Annotated in this window: 16 protein-coding genes; 4 read left to right on the forward strand and 12 right to left on the reverse strand. The window is 73.2% G+C overall.

Going from position 1 to position 21,509, the window contains the following annotated elements:
- Positions 1-49 precede the first annotated feature (49 nt).
- From DVH02_RS26395 to DVH02_RS26405, 3 genes are all read right to left on the reverse strand, one after another.
- The gene (locus DVH02_RS26395) at positions 50-1,831 is read right to left on the reverse strand and encodes an ABC transporter ATP-binding protein (protein ID WP_114626359.1); all 1,782 of its coding nucleotides are present in this window, start codon (positions 1,829-1,831) and stop codon (positions 50-52) included.
- Positions 1,828-3,672 carry an ABC transporter ATP-binding protein gene (locus DVH02_RS26400; protein ID WP_114626360.1) on the reverse strand — a complete coding sequence of 615 codons (1,845 nt, stop codon included), beginning with the start codon at positions 3,670-3,672 and terminating at the stop codon, positions 1,828-1,830. Before DVH02_RS26400 ends, DVH02_RS26395 begins: the two co-directional genes overlap by 4 nt.
- Positions 3,673-3,833: 161 nt before the next feature.
- Positions 3,834-4,277: a MarR family winged helix-turn-helix transcriptional regulator gene (locus tag DVH02_RS26405; protein ID WP_114626361.1), complete on the reverse strand. Its 444-nt coding sequence runs from the start codon at positions 4,275-4,277 to the stop codon at positions 3,834-3,836.
- Positions 4,278-4,453: 176 nt separating this feature from the next.
- Here DVH02_RS26405 and DVH02_RS26410 point away from each other — a divergent pair, with 176 nt between their 5' ends.
- Positions 4,454-6,397, forward strand: a complete 1,944-nt coding sequence (locus DVH02_RS26410; protein ID WP_114626362.1) for an ABC transporter ATP-binding protein — start codon at positions 4,454-4,456, stop codon at positions 6,395-6,397.
- Positions 6,398-6,459: 62 nt separating this feature from the next.
- On the opposite strand, the gene DVH02_RS35685 is transcribed toward DVH02_RS26410, so the two are convergent.
- A complete protein-coding gene (locus DVH02_RS35685) occupies positions 6,460-6,618 on the reverse strand; it encodes a hypothetical protein (protein ID WP_199566420.1) in 159 nt (52 codons plus the stop codon).
- 165 nt (positions 6,619-6,783) lie between these two features.
- On the opposite strand from DVH02_RS35685, the gene mltG reads away from it, so the two are divergent.
- On the forward strand, positions 6,784-7,617 hold the full coding sequence (gene mltG / locus DVH02_RS26415) for an endolytic transglycosylase MltG (RefSeq protein WP_114626363.1): 834 nt from the start codon (positions 6,784-6,786) through the stop codon (positions 7,615-7,617).
- A gap of 31 nt (positions 7,618-7,648) precedes the next feature.
- On the opposite strand, the gene DVH02_RS26420 is transcribed toward mltG, so the two are convergent.
- Positions 7,649-8,824 carry an NAD(P)-binding domain-containing protein gene (locus DVH02_RS26420; protein ID WP_114626364.1) on the reverse strand — a complete coding sequence of 392 codons (1,176 nt, stop codon included), beginning with the start codon at positions 8,822-8,824 and terminating at the stop codon, positions 7,649-7,651.
- A gap of 92 nt (positions 8,825-8,916) precedes the next feature.
- Here DVH02_RS26420 and DVH02_RS26425 point away from each other — a divergent pair, with 92 nt between their 5' ends.
- Together DVH02_RS26425 and DVH02_RS26430 are read left to right on the forward strand one after the other, a co-directional pair.
- Positions 8,917-9,339, forward strand: coding sequence for a secondary thiamine-phosphate synthase enzyme YjbQ (locus DVH02_RS26425; protein WP_114626365.1), 423 nt, complete (start codon positions 8,917-8,919; stop codon positions 9,337-9,339).
- A 153-nt stretch (positions 9,340-9,492) separates the two neighbouring features.
- Positions 9,493-11,796, forward strand: coding sequence for a protein kinase domain-containing protein (locus DVH02_RS26430; protein WP_114626366.1), 2,304 nt, complete (start codon positions 9,493-9,495; stop codon positions 11,794-11,796).
- A gap of 240 nt (positions 11,797-12,036) precedes the next feature.
- Here the strand turns inward: DVH02_RS26430 and DVH02_RS26435 are convergent, their stop codons facing one another.
- The 7 genes from DVH02_RS26435 to DVH02_RS26465 form a co-directional block, all read right to left on the reverse strand.
- Positions 12,037-12,237 (reverse strand): MbtH family NRPS accessory protein, encoded by a 201-nt coding sequence (locus DVH02_RS26435; protein ID WP_233518475.1) that lies wholly within the window; start codon positions 12,235-12,237, stop codon positions 12,037-12,039.
- On the reverse strand, positions 12,234-16,175 hold the full coding sequence (locus tag DVH02_RS26440; protein WP_233518476.1) for a non-ribosomal peptide synthetase: 3,942 nt from the start codon (positions 16,173-16,175) through the stop codon (positions 12,234-12,236). Before DVH02_RS26440 ends, DVH02_RS26435 begins: the two co-directional genes overlap by 4 nt.
- A 185-nt stretch (positions 16,176-16,360) precedes the next feature.
- Complete coding sequence (locus DVH02_RS26445) at positions 16,361-16,588, reverse strand: phosphopantetheine-binding protein (RefSeq protein ID WP_114626368.1); 228 nt, start codon at positions 16,586-16,588, stop codon at positions 16,361-16,363.
- Positions 16,589-16,591: 3 nt separating this feature from the next.
- Positions 16,592-17,224 carry an isochorismatase family protein gene (locus DVH02_RS26450; protein ID WP_114626369.1) on the reverse strand — a complete coding sequence of 211 codons (633 nt, stop codon included), beginning with the start codon at positions 17,222-17,224 and terminating at the stop codon, positions 16,592-16,594.
- 15 nt (positions 17,225-17,239) lie between these two features.
- Positions 17,240-19,078 (reverse strand): (2,3-dihydroxybenzoyl)adenylate synthase, encoded by a 1,839-nt coding sequence (locus DVH02_RS26455; RefSeq protein WP_325051407.1) that lies wholly within the window; start codon positions 19,076-19,078, stop codon positions 17,240-17,242.
- Positions 19,079-19,269: 191 nt separating this feature from the next.
- Positions 19,270-20,466 (reverse strand): isochorismate synthase, encoded by a 1,197-nt coding sequence (locus DVH02_RS26460; RefSeq protein WP_114626370.1) that lies wholly within the window; start codon positions 20,464-20,466, stop codon positions 19,270-19,272.
- A 100-nt stretch (positions 20,467-20,566) separates the two neighbouring features.
- On the reverse strand, positions 20,567-21,400 hold the full coding sequence (locus tag DVH02_RS26465; RefSeq protein ID WP_114626371.1) for a 2,3-dihydro-2,3-dihydroxybenzoate dehydrogenase: 834 nt from the start codon (positions 21,398-21,400) through the stop codon (positions 20,567-20,569).
- Positions 21,401-21,509: the final 109 nt, after the last annotated feature.

The following is a 21,509-nucleotide window of genomic DNA, read 5'->3' on the forward strand; positions in this document are numbered from 1 at the left end:
TGGCACGGCTGACGGGCGCCGCCTCGCCTCCTCCGAGGAGCGGCGCCCGTCAGCCGTGCCAGGAGCGCCACAGCGCCGCGTAGGCGCCGTCCGCCGCCACCAGTTCGTCGTGGCTGCCCAGCTCGCTGATCCGGCCGTCCTCGACCACCGCGATCACATCCGCGTCGTGCGCCGTGTGCAGCCGGTGGGCGATCGCCACGACCGTACGGCCGTCCAGCACCCGGGCCAGTGAGCGCTCCAGGTGCCGGGCCGCCCTCGGGTCGAGCAGCGACGTCGCCTCGTCCAGCACCAGCGTGTGCGGGTCCGCCAGCACCAGCCGGGCCAGGGCGATCTGCTGTGCCTGGGCCGGGGTCAGAGCCGTGCCGCCGGAGCCGACCTCGGTGTCCATGCCGCCGTCCAGCGCCCGCGCCCAGCCGTCCGCGTCGACCGCTTCCAGAGCCGCCCACAGCTCGGCGTCCGTCGCTCCCGCGCGGGCCAGTCGCAGATTGTCGCGCAACGAGCCGACGAACACGTGGTGTTCCTGGTTGACCAGCGCGACGTGTTCCCGTACCCGCTCCGCCGGCATCCGGGACAGCTCGGCGCCGCCCAGGGAGACCCGGCCCTCGCGCGGGCCGTAGATACCGGCGAGCAGCCGCCCCAGCGTCGACTTGCCCGCGCCCGAAGGACCGACCAGCGCCAGCCTGGTGCCGGGGCTGACGTCCAGCGTCACCCCGTGCAGTACGTCGACACCCTCCCGATAGCCGAAGTTCACCCGGTCCGCGCTGACGTCCCGCCCCCGGGGTACGACCGAGGGGTCGCCCGCGGCGGGCTCGATGTCGCGGACGCCCACCAGACGCGCGATCGACACCTGGGCCACCTGGAGTTCGTCGTACCAGCGCAGGATCAGCCCCACCGGGTCCACCAGCATCTGCGCGAACAGCGCGCCCGTCGTCAGCTGGCCGACGGTGATCCAGCCCTGGAGGACGAAGAAGCCGCCCATCACCAGCACGGCGAGGAAGATCGTCACATGGGTGAGGTTGATGACCGGGAACAGCACCGACCGCAGCGAGAGCGTGTACCGCTCCCAGGCCGTCCACTCCTTGACGCGCCGCTCGGACAGCGCCACACGCCGCCCGCCGAGGCGGTGCGCCTCCACGGTCCTGCCCGCGTCGACGGTCTCGGCGAGCATCGCCGCGACCGCCGCGTACCCGGCCGCCTCCGAGCGGTACGCCGAGGGCGCCCGCCGGAAGTACCAGCGGCACCCGGCGACCAGCAGCGGCAGCGCCACCAGCACCGCGAGGGCCAGCGGCGGCGCCGTGACCGTCAGGGCCCCGAGCAGCAGCACCGCCCAGACGATGCCGATGGCGAGCTGTGGCACGGCCTCCCGCATCGCGTTCGCCAGCCGGTCGATGTCCGTGGTGATCCGGGAGAGCAGATCGCCGGTGCCCGCCCGCTCCAGCACCCCGGGCGGCAGCCCCACGGACCTGACGAGGAAGTCCTCGCGCAGATCCGCGAGCATCTCCTCGCCCAGCATCGCGCCGCGCAGCCGCACCGTCCGGGTGAAGAGCGTCTGGATCACCAGCGCGACCGCGAAGACCGCCGCGACGCGCTCCATGTGCAGCTCGCGCGCGCCGCTGGAGAGGTCCTCGACGATGCCGCCGAGCAGATAGGGGCCGACCATCGAGGCGATCACCGAGACCGCGTTGACGACGACCAGCACGATGAAGGCCCCGCGATGCCGCTTCAGCAGCTCGCCGATGTAGGCCCGTACGGTCGCGGGCGTACCGACGGGCAGGGTCGTCGCCGACTCGGGGGTCGCGGGGTCGTAGGACGGAGGCGCCACGCCGATCATGCTGTTTCCTCGATCTCTTCCCGTGTCCGCGCCGGAGTCGGCGTGATGATCTGTCTCTCGTCGGCGGGCCGCGCTTCCACTCCTCCGGGACGCTCGTCGTCCGTCTCGCGCGTGACGACCTCCCGGTAGGCGGGGTCGCCCGCCATCAGCTCACGGTGTGTCCCGACCGCGGCGACCTTGCCGCCATGGACGAAGGCGACGCTGTCGGCGTGGTCCAGCAGCAGCGGCGAGGAGGCCAGCACGACCGTCGTACGGCCGGTGCGCAGCTCCTTCACGCCCCGCGCGATCCGGGCCTCGGTGTGCGAGTCCACGGCGGAGGTCGGCTCGTCGAGCACCAGCACCTCGGGGTCGGTGACCAGCGAACGGGCCAGCGCGAGACGCTGGCGCTGCCCGCCGGACAGCGACCGGCCGCGCTCGGTGATCCGGGAGCGCATCGCGTCCCCGCTGCCGTCCACCGACGCCTGGACCAGCGCGTCGAGGACATCGCCGCACTGCGCCGCCGTCAGCGCCTTGTCGGCGTCGACCGCGCCGGAGGACGGCACATCCAGCAGCTCGGCCAGCGTCCCGGAGAGCAGCATCGGGTCCTTGTCCTGGACGAGCACACTGGCCCGCGCCGCGTCCAGCGGCAGCTCGTCCAGCGGCACCCCGCCGAGCCGTACCGACGGGCCGGGTTCCGCCTCGGTCGCGTGCCCGCCGAGCCGCTCGGCCAGCCGCCCCGCCGCGTCCGGGTCGCCGCACACCACGGCGGTCAACTGCCCGGCGATCACCCGCAGTCCGCTGGCCGGGTCGTACATCTCGCCGGTCGGCCGCGCGTCGTCGAGGCCGCCTCGCTCGTCGTCGTACGCCGTACGCCGCAGCGCCAGCACCCGGGCCGCGCGCTTCGCCGAGGGCCGGGAGAAGGAGTACGCCATGGCGATCTCCTCGAAGTTCCGGAGCGGGAAGAGCAGCAGTGTCACCGCGCTGTACACGGTCACCAGCGCCCCGACGCCGATCCGGCCGTCCAGCGCGAGATGGGCTCCGTACCAGACGACCGAGATCATCAGGGCTCCCGGCAGCGCCACCTGCACGGCCGAGATCAGGGCCCACATCCGCGCGCTGCGCACGGCGGCCTCGCGCACCTCCTGCGAGGCCCGGCGGTAGCGGCGCAGGAACAGCTCCTCGCCGCCGATGCCGCGCAGCACCCGCAGTCCTGCCACGGTGTCCGAGGCCAGCTCGGTGGCCTTGCCCGCCTTCTCGCGCTGGATGTCGGCCCGCTGGGTGGCGCGGGGGAGCAGCGGCAGTACGGAGAGGGCCAGCACCGGAATGCCGCAGGCGATCAGGAGCCCCAGCTCCGGCAGGTAGATCACCAGGCCGACGCAGGTGAAGGCGATCGCGATGACGGCGGCCAGGAAGCGCGAGAGCGCCTCCACGAACCAGCCGATCTTCTCGACGTCCCCGGTGGAGACGGCGACGACCTCACCGGCCGCGACCCGCCGGGTCAGCGCGGAGCCGAGTTCGGCGGTCTTGCGGGCCAGCAGCTGCTGGACCCGGGCGGCGGCGGTGATCCAGTTGGTGATGGCCGCGCGGTGCAGCATCGTGTCACCGACGGTGATGGCGGCGCCGGTCAGCGCGATCAGCCCGCCGGCGACGGCCAGCCGGGGACCCGAGCGGTCGATCACCGCCTGGATGGCGAGCCCGGCTCCCACGGGGAGCCCGGCGAGGCCCGCGAAGTGCACCAGTCCCCAGCACAGGGCCTTGAGCTGGCCGCCCAGTTGACCCCGCCCGAGCCACAGGAGGAACCGCGGGCCCGACCGGGTGTCGGGGATCCCGGGATCGGGGTACGGAAGGTCGCGAATCTGCATGTCGCCCCATGACTCGTGGAGTGGCCCAAACCGTGCAAGGTTCGCTCCGACCGGGGGGCCGGGGCAATGGGTTTTCCGCGCCGGGCGTCACTTCGAGCCAGAGCGGGCCGTGCGGCCCACCGGCCGCGGCCCCCAACTGGCGGGTCGCGGCCCACCAGTTGTCAGCAGCGGGGCTCGGGGCCGCCGGACACCAGGGTCGTGAGCAGCCCGCCGAGCACCTCGCGCTGCGCGGGCGTCAGCGGGGCGAGGACGTCCTCCGCGGCCGACCTGCGGGCGGCGCGCAGCGACCGCAGGGCGGCCCTTCCGGCGTCGGTCACCTCGACGCGCACCACCCTGCGGTTGGTCGGGTCGGGGACGCGGCTGGCCCAGCCGCCGGTCTCCAGGCCGTCGACCAGGGTCGTCACGGCGCGGGGCACGACTTCGAGCCGTCGCGCGAGATCGGCCATCCGGGGCGGGTCCTCGTACAGGGCGAGGGTGCGCAGCAGCCGGGCCTGGGCCGGGGTGATGCCGATCGGCTCCAGCTGGTGCTTCTGGATGCGCTGGAGCCGGCGGGTCAGCCGCAGGAGCTGTTCGGCCAGCACGCCGTCGGCGTCGGGGGTACTCATGACGGAATAATATCAGGACCACACTCATTATGAGCATAGGTAACAATGAGCTAGGCTCTGCTCCGTCCGGCCCGCCAGGGGGTCCCGTCCGTACGGCGACCCCGTCCGTACGGCGACCCCGTCCGTACGACGGTCCCCGCGCCGCGGCCGACCCTGCACGTTTCCCGAAGGAGCCCATGAAACCCGAATCACCCACCTGGACACCCTCGCCCCGCCGCGTCGCGCCGGGGCAGCCGGAGCCGCCCGCCCAGCTGCGGCGCATCTTCGGACTCTTCCGCCCCTACCGCGGCCGGCTCGCCCTCGTCGGGCTGCTCGTCGGCGCCTCCTCGCTGGTGACGGTCGCCTCGCCCTTCCTGCTGCGCGAGATCCTCGACACCGCGATCCCACAGGGCCGTACCGGCCTGCTCACCCTGCTCGCGCTCGGCATGATCCTCACCGCGGTCGTCAACAGCGTCTTCGGCGTCCTGCAGACCCTGATCTCCACGACGGTCGGCCAGCGCGTCATGCACGATCTGCGCACCGGCGTCTACGACCGCCTCCAACAGATGCCGCTCGCCTTCTTCACCAGGACGCGGACCGGCGAGGTGCAGTCCCGTATCGCCAACGACATCGGCGGTATGCAGGCGACCGTCACCTCGACCGCGACCTCCCTGGTCTCCAACCTCACGGCCGTGATCGCCTCGGTCGTCGCGATGATCGCGCTGGACTGGCGGCTCACGGTCGTCTCGATGATCCTGCTGCCGGTCTTCGTCCTGATCAGCCGCAGGGTCGGCCGCGAACGCAAGCGGATCACCACCGACCGCCAGCGGCAGCTGGCCACGATGTCCGCCACCGTCACCGAGTCCCTCTCGGTGAGCGGCATCCTCCTCGGCCGCACCATGGGCCGGTCGGACTCCCTCACCAAGTCCTTCGCCGACGAGTCCGACCGGCTGGTCGGGCTGGAGGTGCGCTCCAGCATGGCGGGCCGCTGGCGCATGTCGAGCATCACCATCGTCATGGCCGCCATGCCCGCCGTCATCTACTGGGCCGCGGGCATCGCGCTGGGCGGCGGCGGTACGGCCGTCTCCCTCGGTACGCTCGTCGCCTTCGTCTCGCTCCAGCAGGGTCTGTTCCGGCCCGCCGTGAGTCTGCTCTCCACGGGAGTGGACATGCAGACCTCGCTCGCCCTCTTCCAGCGGATCTTCGAGTACCTGGACCTGCCCGTCGACATCACCGAGGCCGAGCGGCCGGTCAGGCTCGACAAGATCCGCGGCGAAGTGCGCTTCGACGCCGTCGACTTCAGTTACGAGGAGAAGCGCGACGAGGAGAAGCGCGACGAGGAGAAGCGCGACGAGGAGAAGCGCGAAGAGGAGCGGGCCGACGCGACGGAGGGGAACGGGAGAGCCGCGGCCCGGACGCTCAGCGGCGTCGACCTGACGGTCCCCGCGGGCACCGCGCTGGCCGTCGTCGGGCCCACCGGCTCCGGCAAGTCCACGCTCAGCTATCTCGTCCCCCGGCTGTACGACGTGACGGGCGGCCGGGTCCTCCTCGACGGTGTCGACGTACGCGACCTGGACTTCGACACGCTGGCCCGCGCGGTCGGCGTCGTCTCCCAGGAGACCTACCTCTTCCACGCCTCGGTCGCGGAGAACCTGCGCTTCGCCAAGCCGGACGCCACCCAGGAGGAGTTGGAGGCGGCCGCCGGGGCCGCCCAGATCCACGACCACATCGCCTCGCTCCCCGACGGCTACGACACCCTGGTCGGCGAGCGCGGCTACCGCTTCTCCGGCGGCGAGAAGCAGCGCCTCGCGATCGCCCGCACGATCCTGCGCGATCCGCCCGTACTGATCCTCGACGAGGCGACCAGCGCGCTGGACACCCGCACCGAACACGCCGTGCAGCAGGCCATCGACGCGCTCTCCGAGGGGCGCACCACGATCACCATCGCCCACCGGCTCTCGACCATCAGGGACGCCGACCAGATCGTGGTCCTCGACGGCGGCGTCGTCGAGGAGCGGGGCACGCACGACGAGCTGCTGCGGCAGGACGGCCGCTACGCCGCCCTGGTCCGCAGGGACAGCCGGGCCGCCCATGACACCGCCGCGCCCGCCGCCGGGGAGCTGGCGCCGGCCGCGCTGTGAACGCGGCGGTGCCGCCACTCCCTGGGACGGGGAGTGACGGCACCGTGTCGGGCGGGAGTGCGTCAGACGAGCCAACCCACGAAGTGGACGATGCCGGCGAGCAGGTTGGTGAGGACGTTCATCGAGACTTTCTCCTTGTGCGTGTGGTGCGTGATGCGTCGTGAGGACAGCGCGGTGGCGGTCTGCAGCCCGTCGTTCGCGCACCGTAAGCATCTCGCCACGGAGCGCGCCGAAACAGGGGATTCTCGTACGATCACACGTTCCGGCGAACATCCGATCCCGCGTTCGTATGTTCCTACCCCGGGTGGCGTGCCGTCCGTGTGCCCCTCCGTGTCGCCGCGCCCCAACTGCCCGGATCGGTGATCACGCCGGGTTAGCGTGCGCGCATGAGCAGACCCCGTCTGACCCGTCGTGGCCGGATCGCCCTGAGCGCGAGCGCGGTGCTCGTCGCGGTGGCCGCGGTGCTGGTGCCCGTACTCACGCTGACCGGCGGGGACGACGAGGCGCGGCGGACGGCACTCGTCGTCCCGGAGGGCCGCCGCGCCGCTCAGGTCTACGCCGCCGTGGACGAGGCCCTGCGGCTGCCCGGGGGCACCGCGGCGAAGGCGGCGCTGACGGCGGAGCTGCCGCTGCCGAAGGCCGCCCGGGGCAATCCCGAGGGCTATCTGTTCCCGGCGACGTACCCGGTCGAGGCGGCCACGACCCCGGCCGGTCTGCTGCGCTACATGGTCTCCACGGCACACGACCGGTTCGGCTCCGGGCGGGGCGCCGCCGGGTCCCGCCCGTCCCGGGACCTGGCCGACGCGGCGACCTACCGCAAGGTCGTCCTGGCCAGCATCGTGCAGGCCGAGGCCGATACACCGGCCGACATGGGCAAGGTGGCCCGCGTCGTCCACAACCGGCTCGCGCTGGGCATGCCGCTGCAGATGGACTCGACGCTCAACTACGCGCTGGACCGCTCCACCCTGGACACCAGCCACCGCGACACGAAGACCGACAGCCCGTTCAACACGTACCGGCACAAGGGGCTGCCGCCCGCCCCGATCGGCAATCCGGGGGAGGAGGCGATGCGCGCGGTGGCCGATCCGCCCGCCGGGGACTGGCTGTACTTCGTCACCGTGAAGCCGGGGGACACCCGCTTCACCCACCGGTACGCGGAACACCGCAGGAACGTCGAGGAGTTCAACCGGAACAGGGCCGGGGCGAGCGCGGCGCGGTGACCGCGCGGCCGGTGCCGACCGGCGGATTCCGTCAGACTGTTGCTGCTGTTGCTGCTGTTGCTGCTGTTGCTGCTGTTGCTGCTGTTGCTGCTGTGGCCGCTGTGGCCGCTGCGCTGTCCTGGGCCGTCGGCGCCGTACGTGCCAGGAGCGCTCCGATCTCCCGGACCGCCGCCCGGCCCGCCCGGTTCGCGCCGATCGTGGAGGCCGACGGCCCGTAGCCGACGAGGTGGACCCGGTCGTCCCGTACCGCACGCGTCCCGTCGACCCGGATGCCGCCGCCCCGCTCCCGCAGCCCCAGCGGCGCCAGATGGCCTATGGCCGCGCGGAACCCGGTCGCCCAGAGGATCACATCGGCGGCCACCGTCCGGCCGTCGGCCCAGGCGACGCCCTCCGGGGTGATCCGGTCGAACATCGGCAGCCGGTCGAGCACCCCCTCCTCGCGCGCCCGCGCGACGGCCTCGGTGACGGGCAGCCCGGTGACGGACACCACGCTCCGCGGGGGCAGCCCCCGGCGCACCCGCTCCTCGACCAGGGCGACGGCCGCCCGCCCCGACTCCTCGTCGAAGGGGCCCTCGCGGAAGACGGGCGGCCGACGCGTCACCCAGGTGGTGCCGGCCGCCACCCGCGCGATCTCCATCAGATGCTGGGTACCGGAGGCCCCGCCGCCCACCACGACCACGCGCAGCCCGGCGAACCGCGCGGGCCCCGGGTAGTCCGCCGTGTGCAACTGGCGTCCCCGGAAGCTCTCCTGTCCCGGATAACGCGGCACGAACGGCCGGTCCCAGGTCCCCGTGGCGTTGATCAGCGCCCGCGTCGACCACGTCCCCTCGGACGTCTCCACCCGCAGTCGGCCCCCCACGCCCTCCCGCACCGCCGAGACCCGCACCGGCCGGTGGACCCGCAGGTCGAAACGGTCTTCGTACGCGGTGAAGTACGCCCCGATCACCTCGGCGGACGGCCGGTCGTCGTCGGCCTCTGCCGTGATCAGCTCCATGCCGGGCAGCGCGTACATGCCGTGGACCTTGCCGTACGTCAGCGACGGCCAGCGGAACTGCCAGGCGCCGCCGGGCCGTGGCGCGTGGTCGAGCACGACGAACTCCCGGTCAGGTGCCAGCCCCGAGCGCCGCAGGTGGTGGGCGGCGGAGAGCCCGGCCTGTCCGGCGCCGACGACCACGACATCGATCTCCCGTACCCCAAAGTCGTTCACGTTTCTACTAACCGTTCGGGGTGCGGGAACCTTCCCGTCAGGCCGACGCATGTCCCGGCGGCGGGCGGACGGCGGTACGGGAGAATGACCGTATGCCCGACGCGTTCACCACCACGGTCCTGCACATCACCACCGGTAGCGACGAGTCCGTGACCGATCTGACCCATGAGTGCGAGACCTTCCTCAGGCGGTCCGCACAGGGGCGCGACGGCCTCCTCAACGTCTTCGTCCCGCACGCCACCGCCGGAATCGCCGTCCTCGAAACCGGCGCGGGCAGCGACGACGACCTCCTCGCCGCCCTCCGTGACCTCCTCCCCGCCGACCACCGCTGGCGCCACCGCCACGGCAGCCCCGGCCACGGCAGGGACCACGTCCTCCCCGCTCTCGTACCGCCGCACGCCACCCTGCCCGTCATCGGCGGCCGGCTGGAGCTGGGCACCTGGCAGTCGGTCTGCCTGGTGGACACCAACGTGGACAACGCCGACCGTCAGGTGCGGCTGAGTTTTCTCGGTTAGACGGACGCGGCCCCGGGGGAGGGACGTGGTCGCGCGATCCGCGTCCCTCCACCCGCTTTGCCCTGCCGTAACGCCGTGCGGCTAGTTTGTGTGCAGGACAGATACGCGGGCCCGTGGTGGCAGAGGTACACGGGGGACGAGAGGTCGGGAAGAGTGTCGCTGCGCGGAGGTGATCCAGCTGAGATCGGCGGTTATCCGCTTGAGGCTCGGCTCGGCTCGGGGGGCATGGGAACGGTCTTTCTGGGCCGTACCCCCTCGGGGCGGCCTGTCGCGATCAAACTGATCCACCAGCAGTTCGCGGGGGACGACGAGTTCCGTATCCGTTTCCGGCAGGAGGTGGCGGCGGCGCGGCGGGTGAGCGGCGCGTTCACCGCCGCCGTGGTCGACGCCGCCCCCGAGGCCGAGCAGCCGTGGATGGCGACGACCTATATCGAGGGGCACACGCTGGCCCAGCGCATCGCGGCGAGTGGTCCGCTGGACGGGGAGGAGCTGTGGCGGCTCGCCATCGGGCTGGCCGAGGCGCTGCGCGACATCCACCGGGTGGGGGTCGTCCACCGTGATCTGAAGCCCTCGAACGTGGTGCTCTCGCCGGAGGGGCCGCGCGTCATCGACTTCGGTATCTCACGCGCCGTGGACCAGCAGACGCTGACGATGACGGGGCGGGTCATCGGTACACCGCCCTTCATGTCGCCGGAGCAGCTGCGGGCGCCGCGGGGTGTGGGGCCGCGGTCCGATGTCTTCTCGCTGGGGACGCTGCTGGTGTACGCGGCGACGGGCCACGGGCCCTTCGACGCGGACAGCCCGTACATGACGGCGTATCAGGTGGTGCACGAGGAGCCGTCGCTGAGTGCCGTGCCGGTGCTCCTGCGCGCGGTCGTCGAGCCGTGCCTGGCCAAGGAGCCCGAGGGGCGCCCCTCGGCGGACGAACTCCTGGTGTTGCTGCGGGACCTGCCGGCCGACCTCGGCGGGAGCGACACGCACGGGGCCGGTGCGCGCGGGCCCGTCGCGGGCCGCACCCGCGACATGATCACCCAGCATCACTTCGCGACGCCGGCCACCCCGGCGCCCACCACCCCGGCCACCGTCTCGACCGCGCTCTCGACCGCGCTCCCCGCCACGGCCCCGGCCGGTCCCGACACCGGGAGCGCCGGTGCCACCGTGGGCCGCCGACTGCGTCGCCGATGGCGGCCCGTGCTCGCGGCCGCGGTCGCGGTAGCGGCGATCGGCGGGGGAATCACCGCGCTGGAGACGGGCGTCATCGGGGGGAAGAACGGCGGCCACGAGGACAACAAGGACAACATCGTGACGGCGCCGATGGCCGCGCTCCCCGACGGCTTCGAGCCGTGGCGCGAGACGGTGCGGGGCGGTCGCGACGACATCCCCGACGAACTGCGTTGCGTCGCGCGCGGCGACGCGCTGTTCTGCGGGGGCGGCGGTGTGGTCGCGACCCGGATCAAGGTCTCGGACGGCTCGCACGTGTGGACGGCGAAGAGCCCTGGCGTCCCCGTCCAGGGCATGCACCTGGTCGGCGCCACCGACGACACGGTGCTCGGTTACCGCTTCGCCGCCGAGGACGCCCCGCAGGACCCGCCCGGCGAGGTCGTGGCCGTCGACGCGGACAGCGGCCGGGAGCTGTGGTCCGTGCAGTCCGGCGCCCAGTCGACGGCCGTCACGGGCCGGACACAGGACGCCGTCGTGGTCGGCTCCACCGTGGTGACGGTCGACGCCTCCAACTCCCGCTTCGAGGCCAGGGACGCGCACAGCGGGACGGTGTCCTGGAAGACACGGTTCCCCGAGAGCAGGCAGTGCGCTCCGGTCGCGGCGGGCGGGCGGCTCCTCGCGATGTGTGCGACGCGCGCGGAGGTGGACGCCCTGGAGGTGCGCCACCCCACGCTGTACACGCTCGACCGCGCCTCGGGGGCACTGGGCAGGCCCCTCGCGGTGGACGGCCCCGCCGTGCCGATGGGCGTCGCGGACGGCAGTCTCGTACTCCTCCAGGTGCGCATGGAGGGTACGGCGTCGGCCGGCTACGACGGGGTGGCGCGGGTCTCCCCGGCCTCGCGGAAGGTCACGTACTCCCCGCTGGCCAAGACGTATCCGGGGACGCCGGGCATGGCGGACGGCACCCTCTACGTGAGCAGGCAGACCGGTCTCGTCACGGCGTTCGACCCCGCCACCGGCCGGGAGAAGTGGTCCCGGCAGACGGGTGTCGAGGGCGCGTCGGGTCCCGTGGCGGGAGCCGGAGCGCTGTATTTCAGCTCGGCCACCGGCCGGGTGGTCGCGCTGTCCGAGAGCGGTGGCAAACCCCTGTGGACCACGGATCCGCAGGCCGACGGTCTGACGGGCGACCACGGTTCGAGCGCCCGCGTGACCGTCGCGGGGCGTGCGGTGGTCGTGGCCGCGGCCGAGAACACGCTCTTCGCCTTCGACACGCAGAGGCCGCCGAAGTCGGGCTGACCCGGCGGACCCGGCCGCCGCCTGCCTCGGCGTGGGGACACGTCAGCGCCGATCGGCGAGGAAGGCCGCTCGTCGTCCTCAGGGCACCAGGACGGCGCGTACGCCCGGGACTTCGGGAGCGGACCACGCGGTTTCGGTCGCGCCGCGGACCGGCACCGACCGACCGGCCTCGATCGGAACGCGGCGACGCGGCGCCCCTCCCTCCGACGAGGACGGGGCCGACCGACACCCGTGGCCGTGTCATCGCGGCGCCGATCTCCCGTCCCGTGCCACGCGCCGCAGGCACGCCGGGTGCGGCGCCGGTCCGAAGACCGCCCGCCAGCCCGCCGGGACGGCGCCCCAGGCCGGCCAGAGGGACAGCCGGCCCCGGTCGTTCTCCAGGACCAGATGGGTGTCCAGGCCCTCGGGCCCGGGATCGAAGGGTCCGGGCTGCCGGGTCACGCGTCCAGCTCCCTCGTCCGAGCCGTCAGTACGGCGGCGATGTCGTCCAGGTGGGGCCCTCGCAGCAACTGCGGGTGCGTGCAGTCGAGATCGAGGTTGACGATCCGGCCGCTCACATGGGGGCGCCAGGACTCCCGGTCGAGCCAGTCCTCGGCGCGGGGCGCCGCTGCGGTGAAGAAGAGCAGGTCTCCCTCGTAGCGGCGGTGCCGGTGCTCGCGCATCATGCGGGCGTGGTTGGGCACGATGTCGACGATCCGCGCCAGCGTGCGGTCGCCGAGCCCGGCGAGCGGACTGCCCGCCCGGCGCAGGGTCGCGACGACATCGTCCGGGGTGTTCTCGTCCGTACGGTCGAAGCCCGCCATGCGCAGGACGGCGGTGAGCGCGTCCCCCTCCTCGGGCGCCGGACGCTCCCGCCACTGCTCGGCGGGGAACGCGTCGAGCAGCGCGAGGAGTTCGACCTTCTCACCGGCCTCCTGGAGCAGGACGGCCACGGTGTGCGCGAGGACGCCGCCGACGGACCAGCCCAGCAGCCGGTACGGGCCGTGCGGCCGGACCGCGCGGATCTGCCGTACGTAGTCCGCCGCCTCCTCGTGGAGCGTGCGCGGCAGTGCCTCGTCGCCGGTCAGCCCGCGCGCCTGGACGCCGTACACCGGCTGGTCCCGGCCGAGGCGGGCGGCGAGCCCCGCGTAGCACCAGGCGATCCCGCCCGCCGGATGGATCGCGAACAGCGCAGGGCGCTCGCCCCCGGCACGCAGCGGCAGCACGACGCCGAGGGCGTCCGAGGCCGCCGGCCCCGTGCTGTCGAGGCGCGCGGCGAGCGCCGCCGGGGTCGGCGCCTCGAACAGGGAGCCGATGGTCAGCTCGGTGCCGAACTCCTCCCGTACGCGGGCCACCAGCCGCACCGCGAGCAGCGAGGTGCCGCCCAGGTCGAAGAAGGCGTCGTCGGGGCCGACCCGCTCCGCCTCCAGTACCTGCGCGAACAGCCGGGTCAGCGCCTCCTCGCGGGGACCGGACGGCCGCCGCGCGCCCCCGCCGCCGGTGAAGACGGGGGCCGGTAGTTCCCGGCGCTCCAGCTTGCCGCTGGGGCCGAGCGGGAACGCGTCCAGCGCGACGACGGCCGAGGGCACCATGTGCTCAGGCAGTACGGGCGCCAACGCGGCCCGCAGCGCGGCCGGATCGGCCCTGCCCGTCACATAGCCGACCAGCCGCTGTTCGCCCGGCCGGTCCTCGCGCACCACCGCGCACGCGCCGTCGACTCCGTCCAGGGCCGCCAACGCCGTCTCGATCTCGCCGAGTTCGATGCGCTGGCCGCGCAACTTCACCTGATGGTCGGTGCGTCCGAGGTACTCCACCTCGCCCCGTCCCGTCCAGCGGGCCAGGTCGCCCGTGCGGTACATCCGGCCGCCGGGCGGGCCGAACGGGTCGGCGACGAACCGGCACGCGGTCAGCTCCGGCCGGTTCAGATAGCCGTCGGCGAGCTGCCGCCCGGCGAGATACAGCTCGCCCGCGACGCCCGGCGGGCACGGCTGGAGCGCCGCGTCGAGCACGTACAGCCGGGTGTTCCACACCGGCCCCCCGATCGGCACCGGCCCCGGGGCGCCGGGCACGCAGGCGTGGTAGGTGACATCGACGGCGGCCTCCGTCGGCCCGTACAGGTTGTGCAGCCGCGCACCGGGCAGCGCGGACCCGAAGGCGTTCACCGTCTCGCGGGGCAGCGCCTCACCGCTGGCGAAGACGAGCCGCAGGCTCCCGCACGACCCCGCGTCCGCCTCGGACAGGAAGACCTGGAGCATCGACGGGACGAAGTGGCAGACGGTCACGGCCTGTTCGTGGATCAGCCGGGCCAGATAGCCGGGATCCTTGTGACCGCCGGGCTCCGCCACGACCAGCGTCGCGCCCACGCGCAGCGGCCAGAAGAACTCCCACACCGACACGTCGAACGACGACGGTGTCTTCTGGAGCACCCGGTCACCGGCCGTGAGACGGTAGGTGTCCTGCATCCAGCGCAGCCGGTTGTCGATCGCCGCGTGCGGGACGACGACCCCCTTGGGGCGGCCCGTGGAACCCGACGTGTAGATCAGGTACGCGGGGTGGTCCCGGGTGAGCGGCCGGGCCGGGTCGATCCGGGGATAGCCGGAGACGTCGAGACCGTCCAGCACCACCAGCGGCGTCCCGGCGTCCGCCGGAAGGCGGCCCGCGCGGTCGACGACGGCGCACACCGGCGCCGCGTCCTGGAGCATGTACGTGAGCCGCCCGGCCGGATAGTCCGGGTCGAGCGGAAGATACGCGGCCCCCGCCTTCACCACGGCGAGCAGCGAGACGACCAGCTCCACCGAGCGCGGCACCGACACCGCGACCACCGCGCCCGGCCCGGCGCCCAGCGTCCGCAGATGGCGGGCCAGCCGGTTGGCGCGCTCGTTCAGCCCCGCGTAGGTCAGGGAGGTGTCCCCGTACACCAGCGCGGTCGCCTCCGGGGTCAGCGCGGCCCGCGACTCGATCGGCCCGACCAGGGTCGTCGGGGGCAGTGCGCGCCCCGTGCGGTTGAACTCGTCGACCACCAGCTCGTGTTCGGCCGGAGTCGCGATGGTGTACGAGGAGAGCGGCGCGTCCGCGCCGGACCCGGCGATCCGGTGCAGCAGATGGAGGAACCGCTCCTGGTGCGCGGCGAGTTCGGCATCGTCGTACAGGGCCGGATTGCCGTCGTGGTCGACGTGGAGCCCGCGTCCGTCGGCACGGTCGTAGACGTTGACCGTCAGATCCTCCACCGGGCCCGCCGACAGATTGCGCGCCCTGGCCGGCGCGCCCGCGAAGTCCACCCCGTAGTCGAAGGGCATGACATTGACGAGCGGGCCGACCAACCCCCGGCTCTCGCCGAGCAGTCCGAGGTCCCGGCGGATGTCCTCATAGCGGTAGCGCTGGTGACGGCGCAGCTCCCGGACGCGGAGGACGACCTGTCGCACCAGCTCGTCGAAGGTGGCGGCGGGGGAGAGGTCCAGCCGCAGCGGCAGGACGTTCATCACCATGCCCGGCACCCGCAGCGCGGCCGAGCCCATGCGCCCCATCAGCGGCAGTCCGAGCACCACCTCGGACCGGTCTGTCGCCCGCGCCGTGTACAGCGCCTGCGCGGCGATCAGAACATCGGGCCAGGTCGAGCGGGTCCGGTCGGCGACCGCGCGCAGCCGCTCCTTCGTCCCGGGCTCGGGATACGCGGTGCGGCGGCGGAACGTGCGCGCGGGCAGCGCGCCGCGCCCCGCCAGCCGGGACGCCTCGGGCCGGTCGCCGCACTCCGCCGCCCAGTGCGCCCAGTGCGCCCGGTCGGCCTCGAACGCAGCCGAGGACCGGTAGGCGTCGTCCTGCGCGACGAGGTCGGCCAGCGAACCGAAGGTACGGGGCGGGGGCTCCTCGCCCCGTACGAGCGCCGTGTAGATCTCGGCGGTGCGCCGGACGAGGAGCGAGTATCCGTAGCCGTCCATGACGAGGTGGTGGATGCGCTGGTACCAGAGCCACCGGTCCTGGCCGACCCGGAACAGCGCGTGCCGGAAGAGCGGCCCCTTCGCCAGGTCGCACGGCTCGGCGAGATCGGCGCGCATCCACGCGTCGGCCCGCGCCTCCGCGCCGTCCGCGCCGTCCGTGTTGTCGGTGTGGTCCGGGTCGTCGGTGTCGTCGGTGTCGTCGGTGACGTCGGTGACGTCGGTGTGATCGGTGTAGTCCGCGTCGCCCGGATCGTGGACGGTGAGGGGAAGCTCCACGGTGGCGGCGAGGTGCTGGCGCGGTCCTCCGGGGGTGTCCACCACCCGTACCCGCAGCGCGTCGGTCTCCGCCGTGACGCGCCGCAGGGCGGTGGCGAAGAGATCCGGGTCGAGCGGCCCTTCGATGCGCAGGCACTCCGCGGTGTTCTGCGCGGGGCTGAGCGGATCGAGGGCCTGCGCGAACCACATGCCCGACTGGGCGGCCGTCAGCGGCAGTACGGTGTCGGTGTCGGAGCCCGATCCGGATCCGGGCCGCCGATCCGCGCGGCCGGTGTTCCCGGTGTCCACGGTGTTCCCGGCCGCCCCGAGGTCTCCGGAGCTTTCCGTGCCTCCGGCGTCTCCGGCGTCTCCGGTGTTCTCGGTCAGCAGCACACTCATGAGACCCCCAGCAGCGGAGCCCAGGCATCGATCGCGGGCTGCTCGGCGAGATCCGCGAACGCCGCCTCGACACCGTGGTCCCTGCGCCAGCGCTCCAGCAGCGCCATGATGCGGACCGAGTCGAGACCGTGGTCCAGGAGGTTCTCGTCGAAGGGGATGTCCGAGGGGTTCTCGCCGAGGGAGTCGGCGACATCGCTGCGGATCTGCTCCCGGGTGAGGGCCATGGGTCAGATCTCCTTGAGAAGTGTGTCGGTGGTGGTCACGACCGCACAGCGGCCGGCGGCCCAGCGCAGGGCCATGTCGTGGTCGTCGCGGGAGAAGTCGGCCACGGCGTCCGCCACGACGAACGCCCGGATGTCCCGCATCCACGCGTCGCATGCGCTGATCAGTACGCCGATGTGCGCGTACACACCGACGATCACCAGCTGGTCGCGGCCCGACTCGCGCATCAGAGCGTCGAGTTCGGTGCGGACGAACGCGCTGTACTTCCATTTCGTGAGGACCGTGTCGCCCGCCTCGGGGGCGATGGCCTCGGGAGTGGCGAGGGCCTCGGGGTCGTCCGCGACGCCCGGCCCCCAGAAGTCGAGCTGGAGCCCGCGCTCCTCGGCTGTCTGGCCGCCGCGCTGGGCCGAGTAGACGACGGGGACGCCACGCCGACGGCTCGCCTCCAGCAGCCGCGCCGTGTTGGCGAGCATGCCGGTCAGCGGTTGCTCACCTGCGGGGAAGGCGCGCAGGAAGTGGTGCTGGAGGTCGTGGACGAGCAGTACGGCATGGGCGGGATCGACGGTCCAGTCGACCCGGTTGGCGGGCAACTCGTCCTCGGTGGGGAGCGGATAGGTCGCGATGGCGGGAAGTGCCATGAGTACGAGGGCCTTTCAGGACCGCTCGGAAGCGGACGGCTCGGGGACGGACCGTTCGGGGAGGGACGGCTCGGGGACGGACGGCTCGGGGACGGACCAGGACACTTCGGGGAGGGACCGTTCGGGGACGGACGGCTGAGGGAAAGCGGAGGGCTCGGTGGAGATCCGGTCCACTGGAAACCGGTCCGTGGGGATCCCGTCCGCGAGGATCCCGTCCGTCGGCGTCTGCTCGGCGGGGCCCCGTTCCGCGGCGGACCGCAGGTGTTTCTTGCTGACCTTGCCGACGCCGGTCCGGGGGAAGGTGTCGACGAACTCGACCAGATCGGGGACCTTGTAGGCGGCGACCCCGCGCTCACGGACGAACCGTTTCACCGCCACGGCCGTCATCGGCTCCGCGTCGCCGCGCGGCACGACGTAGGCGAGGGACCGCTCGCCGAGATAGTGGTCAGGCACCGCCACGACGGACACGTCGTGCACCGACGGGTGAGCGAGGATGATGTTCTCGATCTCCTCCGGCGCGATCTTCTCCCCGCCCCGGTTGATCTGGTCCTTCGCCCGTCCCTCGACCACGAGATGGCCGGTCGCGGTACGGCGCACGATGTCTCCGGTGCGGTAGAAGCCGTCCTCGGTGAAGGAGCGCGCGTTGTGTTCGGGAGCGCGCCAGTAGCCCCGGATCGTGTACGGCCCCCGGGTCAGCAGATGCCCGGACGCGCCCTCCGGTACGTCGGCATCCGCGTCGTCGACGACACGGATCTCGTCGTCGGGGGAGATCGGCCGCCCCTGGGTGGTGACGACGGTGTCGTGGTCGTCGTCCAGCCGGGTGTAGTTCACCAGGCCCTCGGCCATTCCGAAGACCTGCGTCAGCGCGCAGCCCAGGGCCGGTTCCAGCCGTCGCGCCGCCTCCTCGCTGTACTTGGCGCCGCCGACGAGCACCCGCTCCAGGCTGGAGACGTCGTGCTCCGTCCCGGGAGCGGCGTCGGTCCACAGCAGGGCGAGCGGCGGCACCAGCCCCGTCATGGTGATCCGTTCCCGCTCGACGATCGGGAAGGCCGTCGCGGGATCGGGCGCGGGGCACAGCACCGAGGTGCCGCCCGCGTACAGCACGCCGAGCCAACCGGGTGAACTCATCGGGAAGTTGTGCGCGGCGGGCAGCGCGACGAGGAAACGGGTGTCCGCGTCGACACCGCAGATCTCGTTGGAGCCCCACAGCGAGTAGAGATAGTCGTCGTGTGTGCGCGGGATGAGTTTGGGGACCCCCGTCGTGCCACCCGACAGCTGGAGGAACGCGAGGTCGTGCGGCTCCGGTCCGCCGTCCGGCACCGGCCCGTCGCAGGCGACGTCGGCCAGGGCCGTGTGTGCGCCCGGGTCGCCGGTCACGAAGACGTACCGCAGGCTCGGGACGCTCTCCTTGACGCGGGTGGCGAGCGCGCGGTGGTCGAAGCCCGCGTGCCGGTCGGGGATCACGTAGGCGACGGCTTCTGTGAAGGAGCAGAAGTAGCGGATCTCCGTCTCCCGGTGCGCGGGGAGCGCGTACACGGGCAGCGCGCCGAGCCGCAGGAGCGCGAGCGCGGTCTCGATGAACTCGCCGGTGTTCGGCAGATGCAGGACGACCCGGTCGCCCTTGCCGATGCCGCGCGCCGCGAACCCGGCGGCCAGCCGGTCGGCCCGCTCGTCCAGCTCCCGGTAGGTCCAGGTGCGCCGCTCGGGTGCCGGGTCGACGAGGGCGATCCGGTCGGGGTGGGCGGCGGCGCGCTCGCGCAGCACTCCGCCGAACGTCTCGCCGCGCCAGTACCCGGCGGCCCGGTAGCGCTCGGCGAACTCGGGCGGCCAGGTGGGCGCGTCGTCGCGGCTCAGGGGGGTGGCGCGGGCGGTGTTCCCGGCGACGCCGGTGGCCGCGGTGTTGTCAGTGGCCGCGGTGTTGCCGGAGTGGCCAGCCTTGCCGGTGATCTCGGTGATCTCGGTGATCTCGGTGATCTCGGTGGCCTCGGTGTTGCCGGTGGTCTCGGTGGTTCCGGTGGTCTCGGTGTTGCCGGTGGTTCCGGTGGTCACAGTGCGGCTCCCACGGCGTTGAGGAACGTACGGAACTTGGCGCCCGTCTCGGCCGTCTCCGCCCGCGGTGACGACGTGGCGACCACACCGGCCCCGGCGAACAGCCGCAGGGAGCGGCCCTCGGCCTCGGCGCAGCGGATCGTCACGACCCACTCCCCGTCGCCGTCCGCGTCCTGCCAGCCGACCATTCCCGTGTACGGTCCCCGGTCGAAGGGCTCCGACTCGGCGATGACGGCACGGGCCGCGTCGGTCGGTGTGCCGCACACGGCGGGAGTGGGGTGCAGCGCGGACGCCAGGCCGAGGGCGCAGATGTCCGGGTCGGTCAGCTCACCGGTCAGGGTGGTCGACAGGTGCCACATCGCCGCCGTCCGCACCAGGGTGGGCCGCTTCGGCACGTCGAGTCCTGCGCAGTACGGGGCGAGCGCCTCGCGTACGGCGTCCACGACGAAGGCGTGTTCGTGCAGGTCCTTGGCGGACTCCAGCAGCGCGGCGGCCCGCCGCACGTCCTCGGCCAGATCGTCGGAGCGCGGCGTCGATCCGGCGAGCGGGTTGGCGGTCAGCCGGCCGTCCCGCCGGGCGACGAGCAGCTCGGGGCTGGCACCTATGAGGGTGCGGCCCGTACCACTGGGCACGGCGAAGGTGTATCCGGCGGGATCGCGGCGGGCCAGTCTGCGCAGCATGGCCGACAGGTCCGGCTCGCGCGGGGAGGTCAGTTCGAGTGTGCGGGCGAGGACCACTTTCTCGAACTCACCGGCGCGCATCCGTCCGACGGCGGCGGCGACAGCCTCGCGGTAGCGCGCCGCGGAGGGCACCTCACACACCTGCCAGGAGGCGGAGTCGTCCGCCTCCGGTACGGGCAGCGCGACGAACGGGTCCTCGCGCAGCGGCGGCGCCCACCGTACGGACTCGGGAACGGCCAGCGTGTGCGGGGCGTCGGGGGAGAACGGCAGCGAGCCCACGACGATCGGCGCGGGTTGGCCCGGCCGTCGCCGCGCGTCCAGGACGGCTCGTACCCGCCGGGTCAAGGGCCCGGTCCCTTGCGGGACTTCCTCGGCGGTACCCCGCCCCAGCAGTGTGTGGTGCGGGGAGGCGAGGAACCGGTCGTCGCCGGGACGGTACGCGCCGAGCAGGGCGGTGGCCGCCCCCGGGGTGACGTGGGGCGGAACGATCGCTTCACGCACAGTGACGGACATGGCTGTCTCCAGTGTGGGGTGGAGGGGGGAAACACGCGATTCGTGGCGGGCGGTCCGGGTCCGCGCGGAACGGGACCTCGGGCCCGGTGCGGGCCCGGGATCAGGCCCGGAGGGTGGCGCCGCCGTCGACGTAGAGGTCGTGCAGGGTGATGTGGCGGGCGCGGTCGGAGACGAGGAAGGCGACGGCGTCCGCGATGTCGGCCGGATCGGCGATCCGGCCGAGCGGGATGCCCGTACGGTGGGCCGCGAGGTCACCCTCGACGACCCGCCGCGCCGCGGCCTCCTCGGCCTCGGGGCCGGAGCCGGCCCACAGGGCGCGCTGCATGTCGGTCAGGGTCGAGCCGGGGCAGACCGTGTTGCAGCGCACACCCCGGGCGGCGACCTCCAGGCCGAGGCATTTGGTGAACATCACGGCCGCGGCCTTCGAGGCCGCGTAGGCGGCCATGCCCGCGCGCGGGATGCCCGCCGCGTTGGAGGCGACGGTCACGAAGGAGCCGCGGCCCCGCTCGGCCATCCGGCGGACGGTGGAGCGCGCCACATGGAACACGCCGTTGGTGTTGACGGCGAAGGTGGTCGCCCAGTCCTCGTCGGTCAGCTCGACGGCCTGCGAACTGCGCATGATCCCGGCGACGTTGACCGCGATGTCGAGCGGGCCGAGGGTCTCCTCGGCCTCCGCGACAAGTGCCTCGACCGCGGCGGCGTCGGTGACATCGAGTTGACGGTCCGTCACTTCTGCGCCGTGGCGCCGGGCGAGCGCCGCGACGTCGTCGGCGTCGCGATCGGTGGCGAGCACCCGGGCTCCCTGCGCCAGCAGCGCCACGACCACCGCCTCCCCGATGCCCCGGCCCGCGCCGGTCACCAGGGCGAGCCGGCCGGCCAGATCCTGTCCGGTGTGCGGGCTGGGCTGGGACGGGGCGTGCGGATGGGGCGACATGACGTGGGTGCTCCGTGGGGGTGGAGGGCGGTCGGGCGGGTACGGGGAGGGATCCCGGCGGCCCGTCGCCGCGCCGGTCCGGTGGGCGCGTGGGGGCAGGGGGCAGCAC

Origin of the sequence: Streptomyces corynorhini (assembly GCF_003346515.1) — a bacterium.
Lineage (GTDB): Bacteria > Actinomycetota > Actinomycetes > Streptomycetales > Streptomycetaceae > Streptomyces > Streptomyces corynorhini.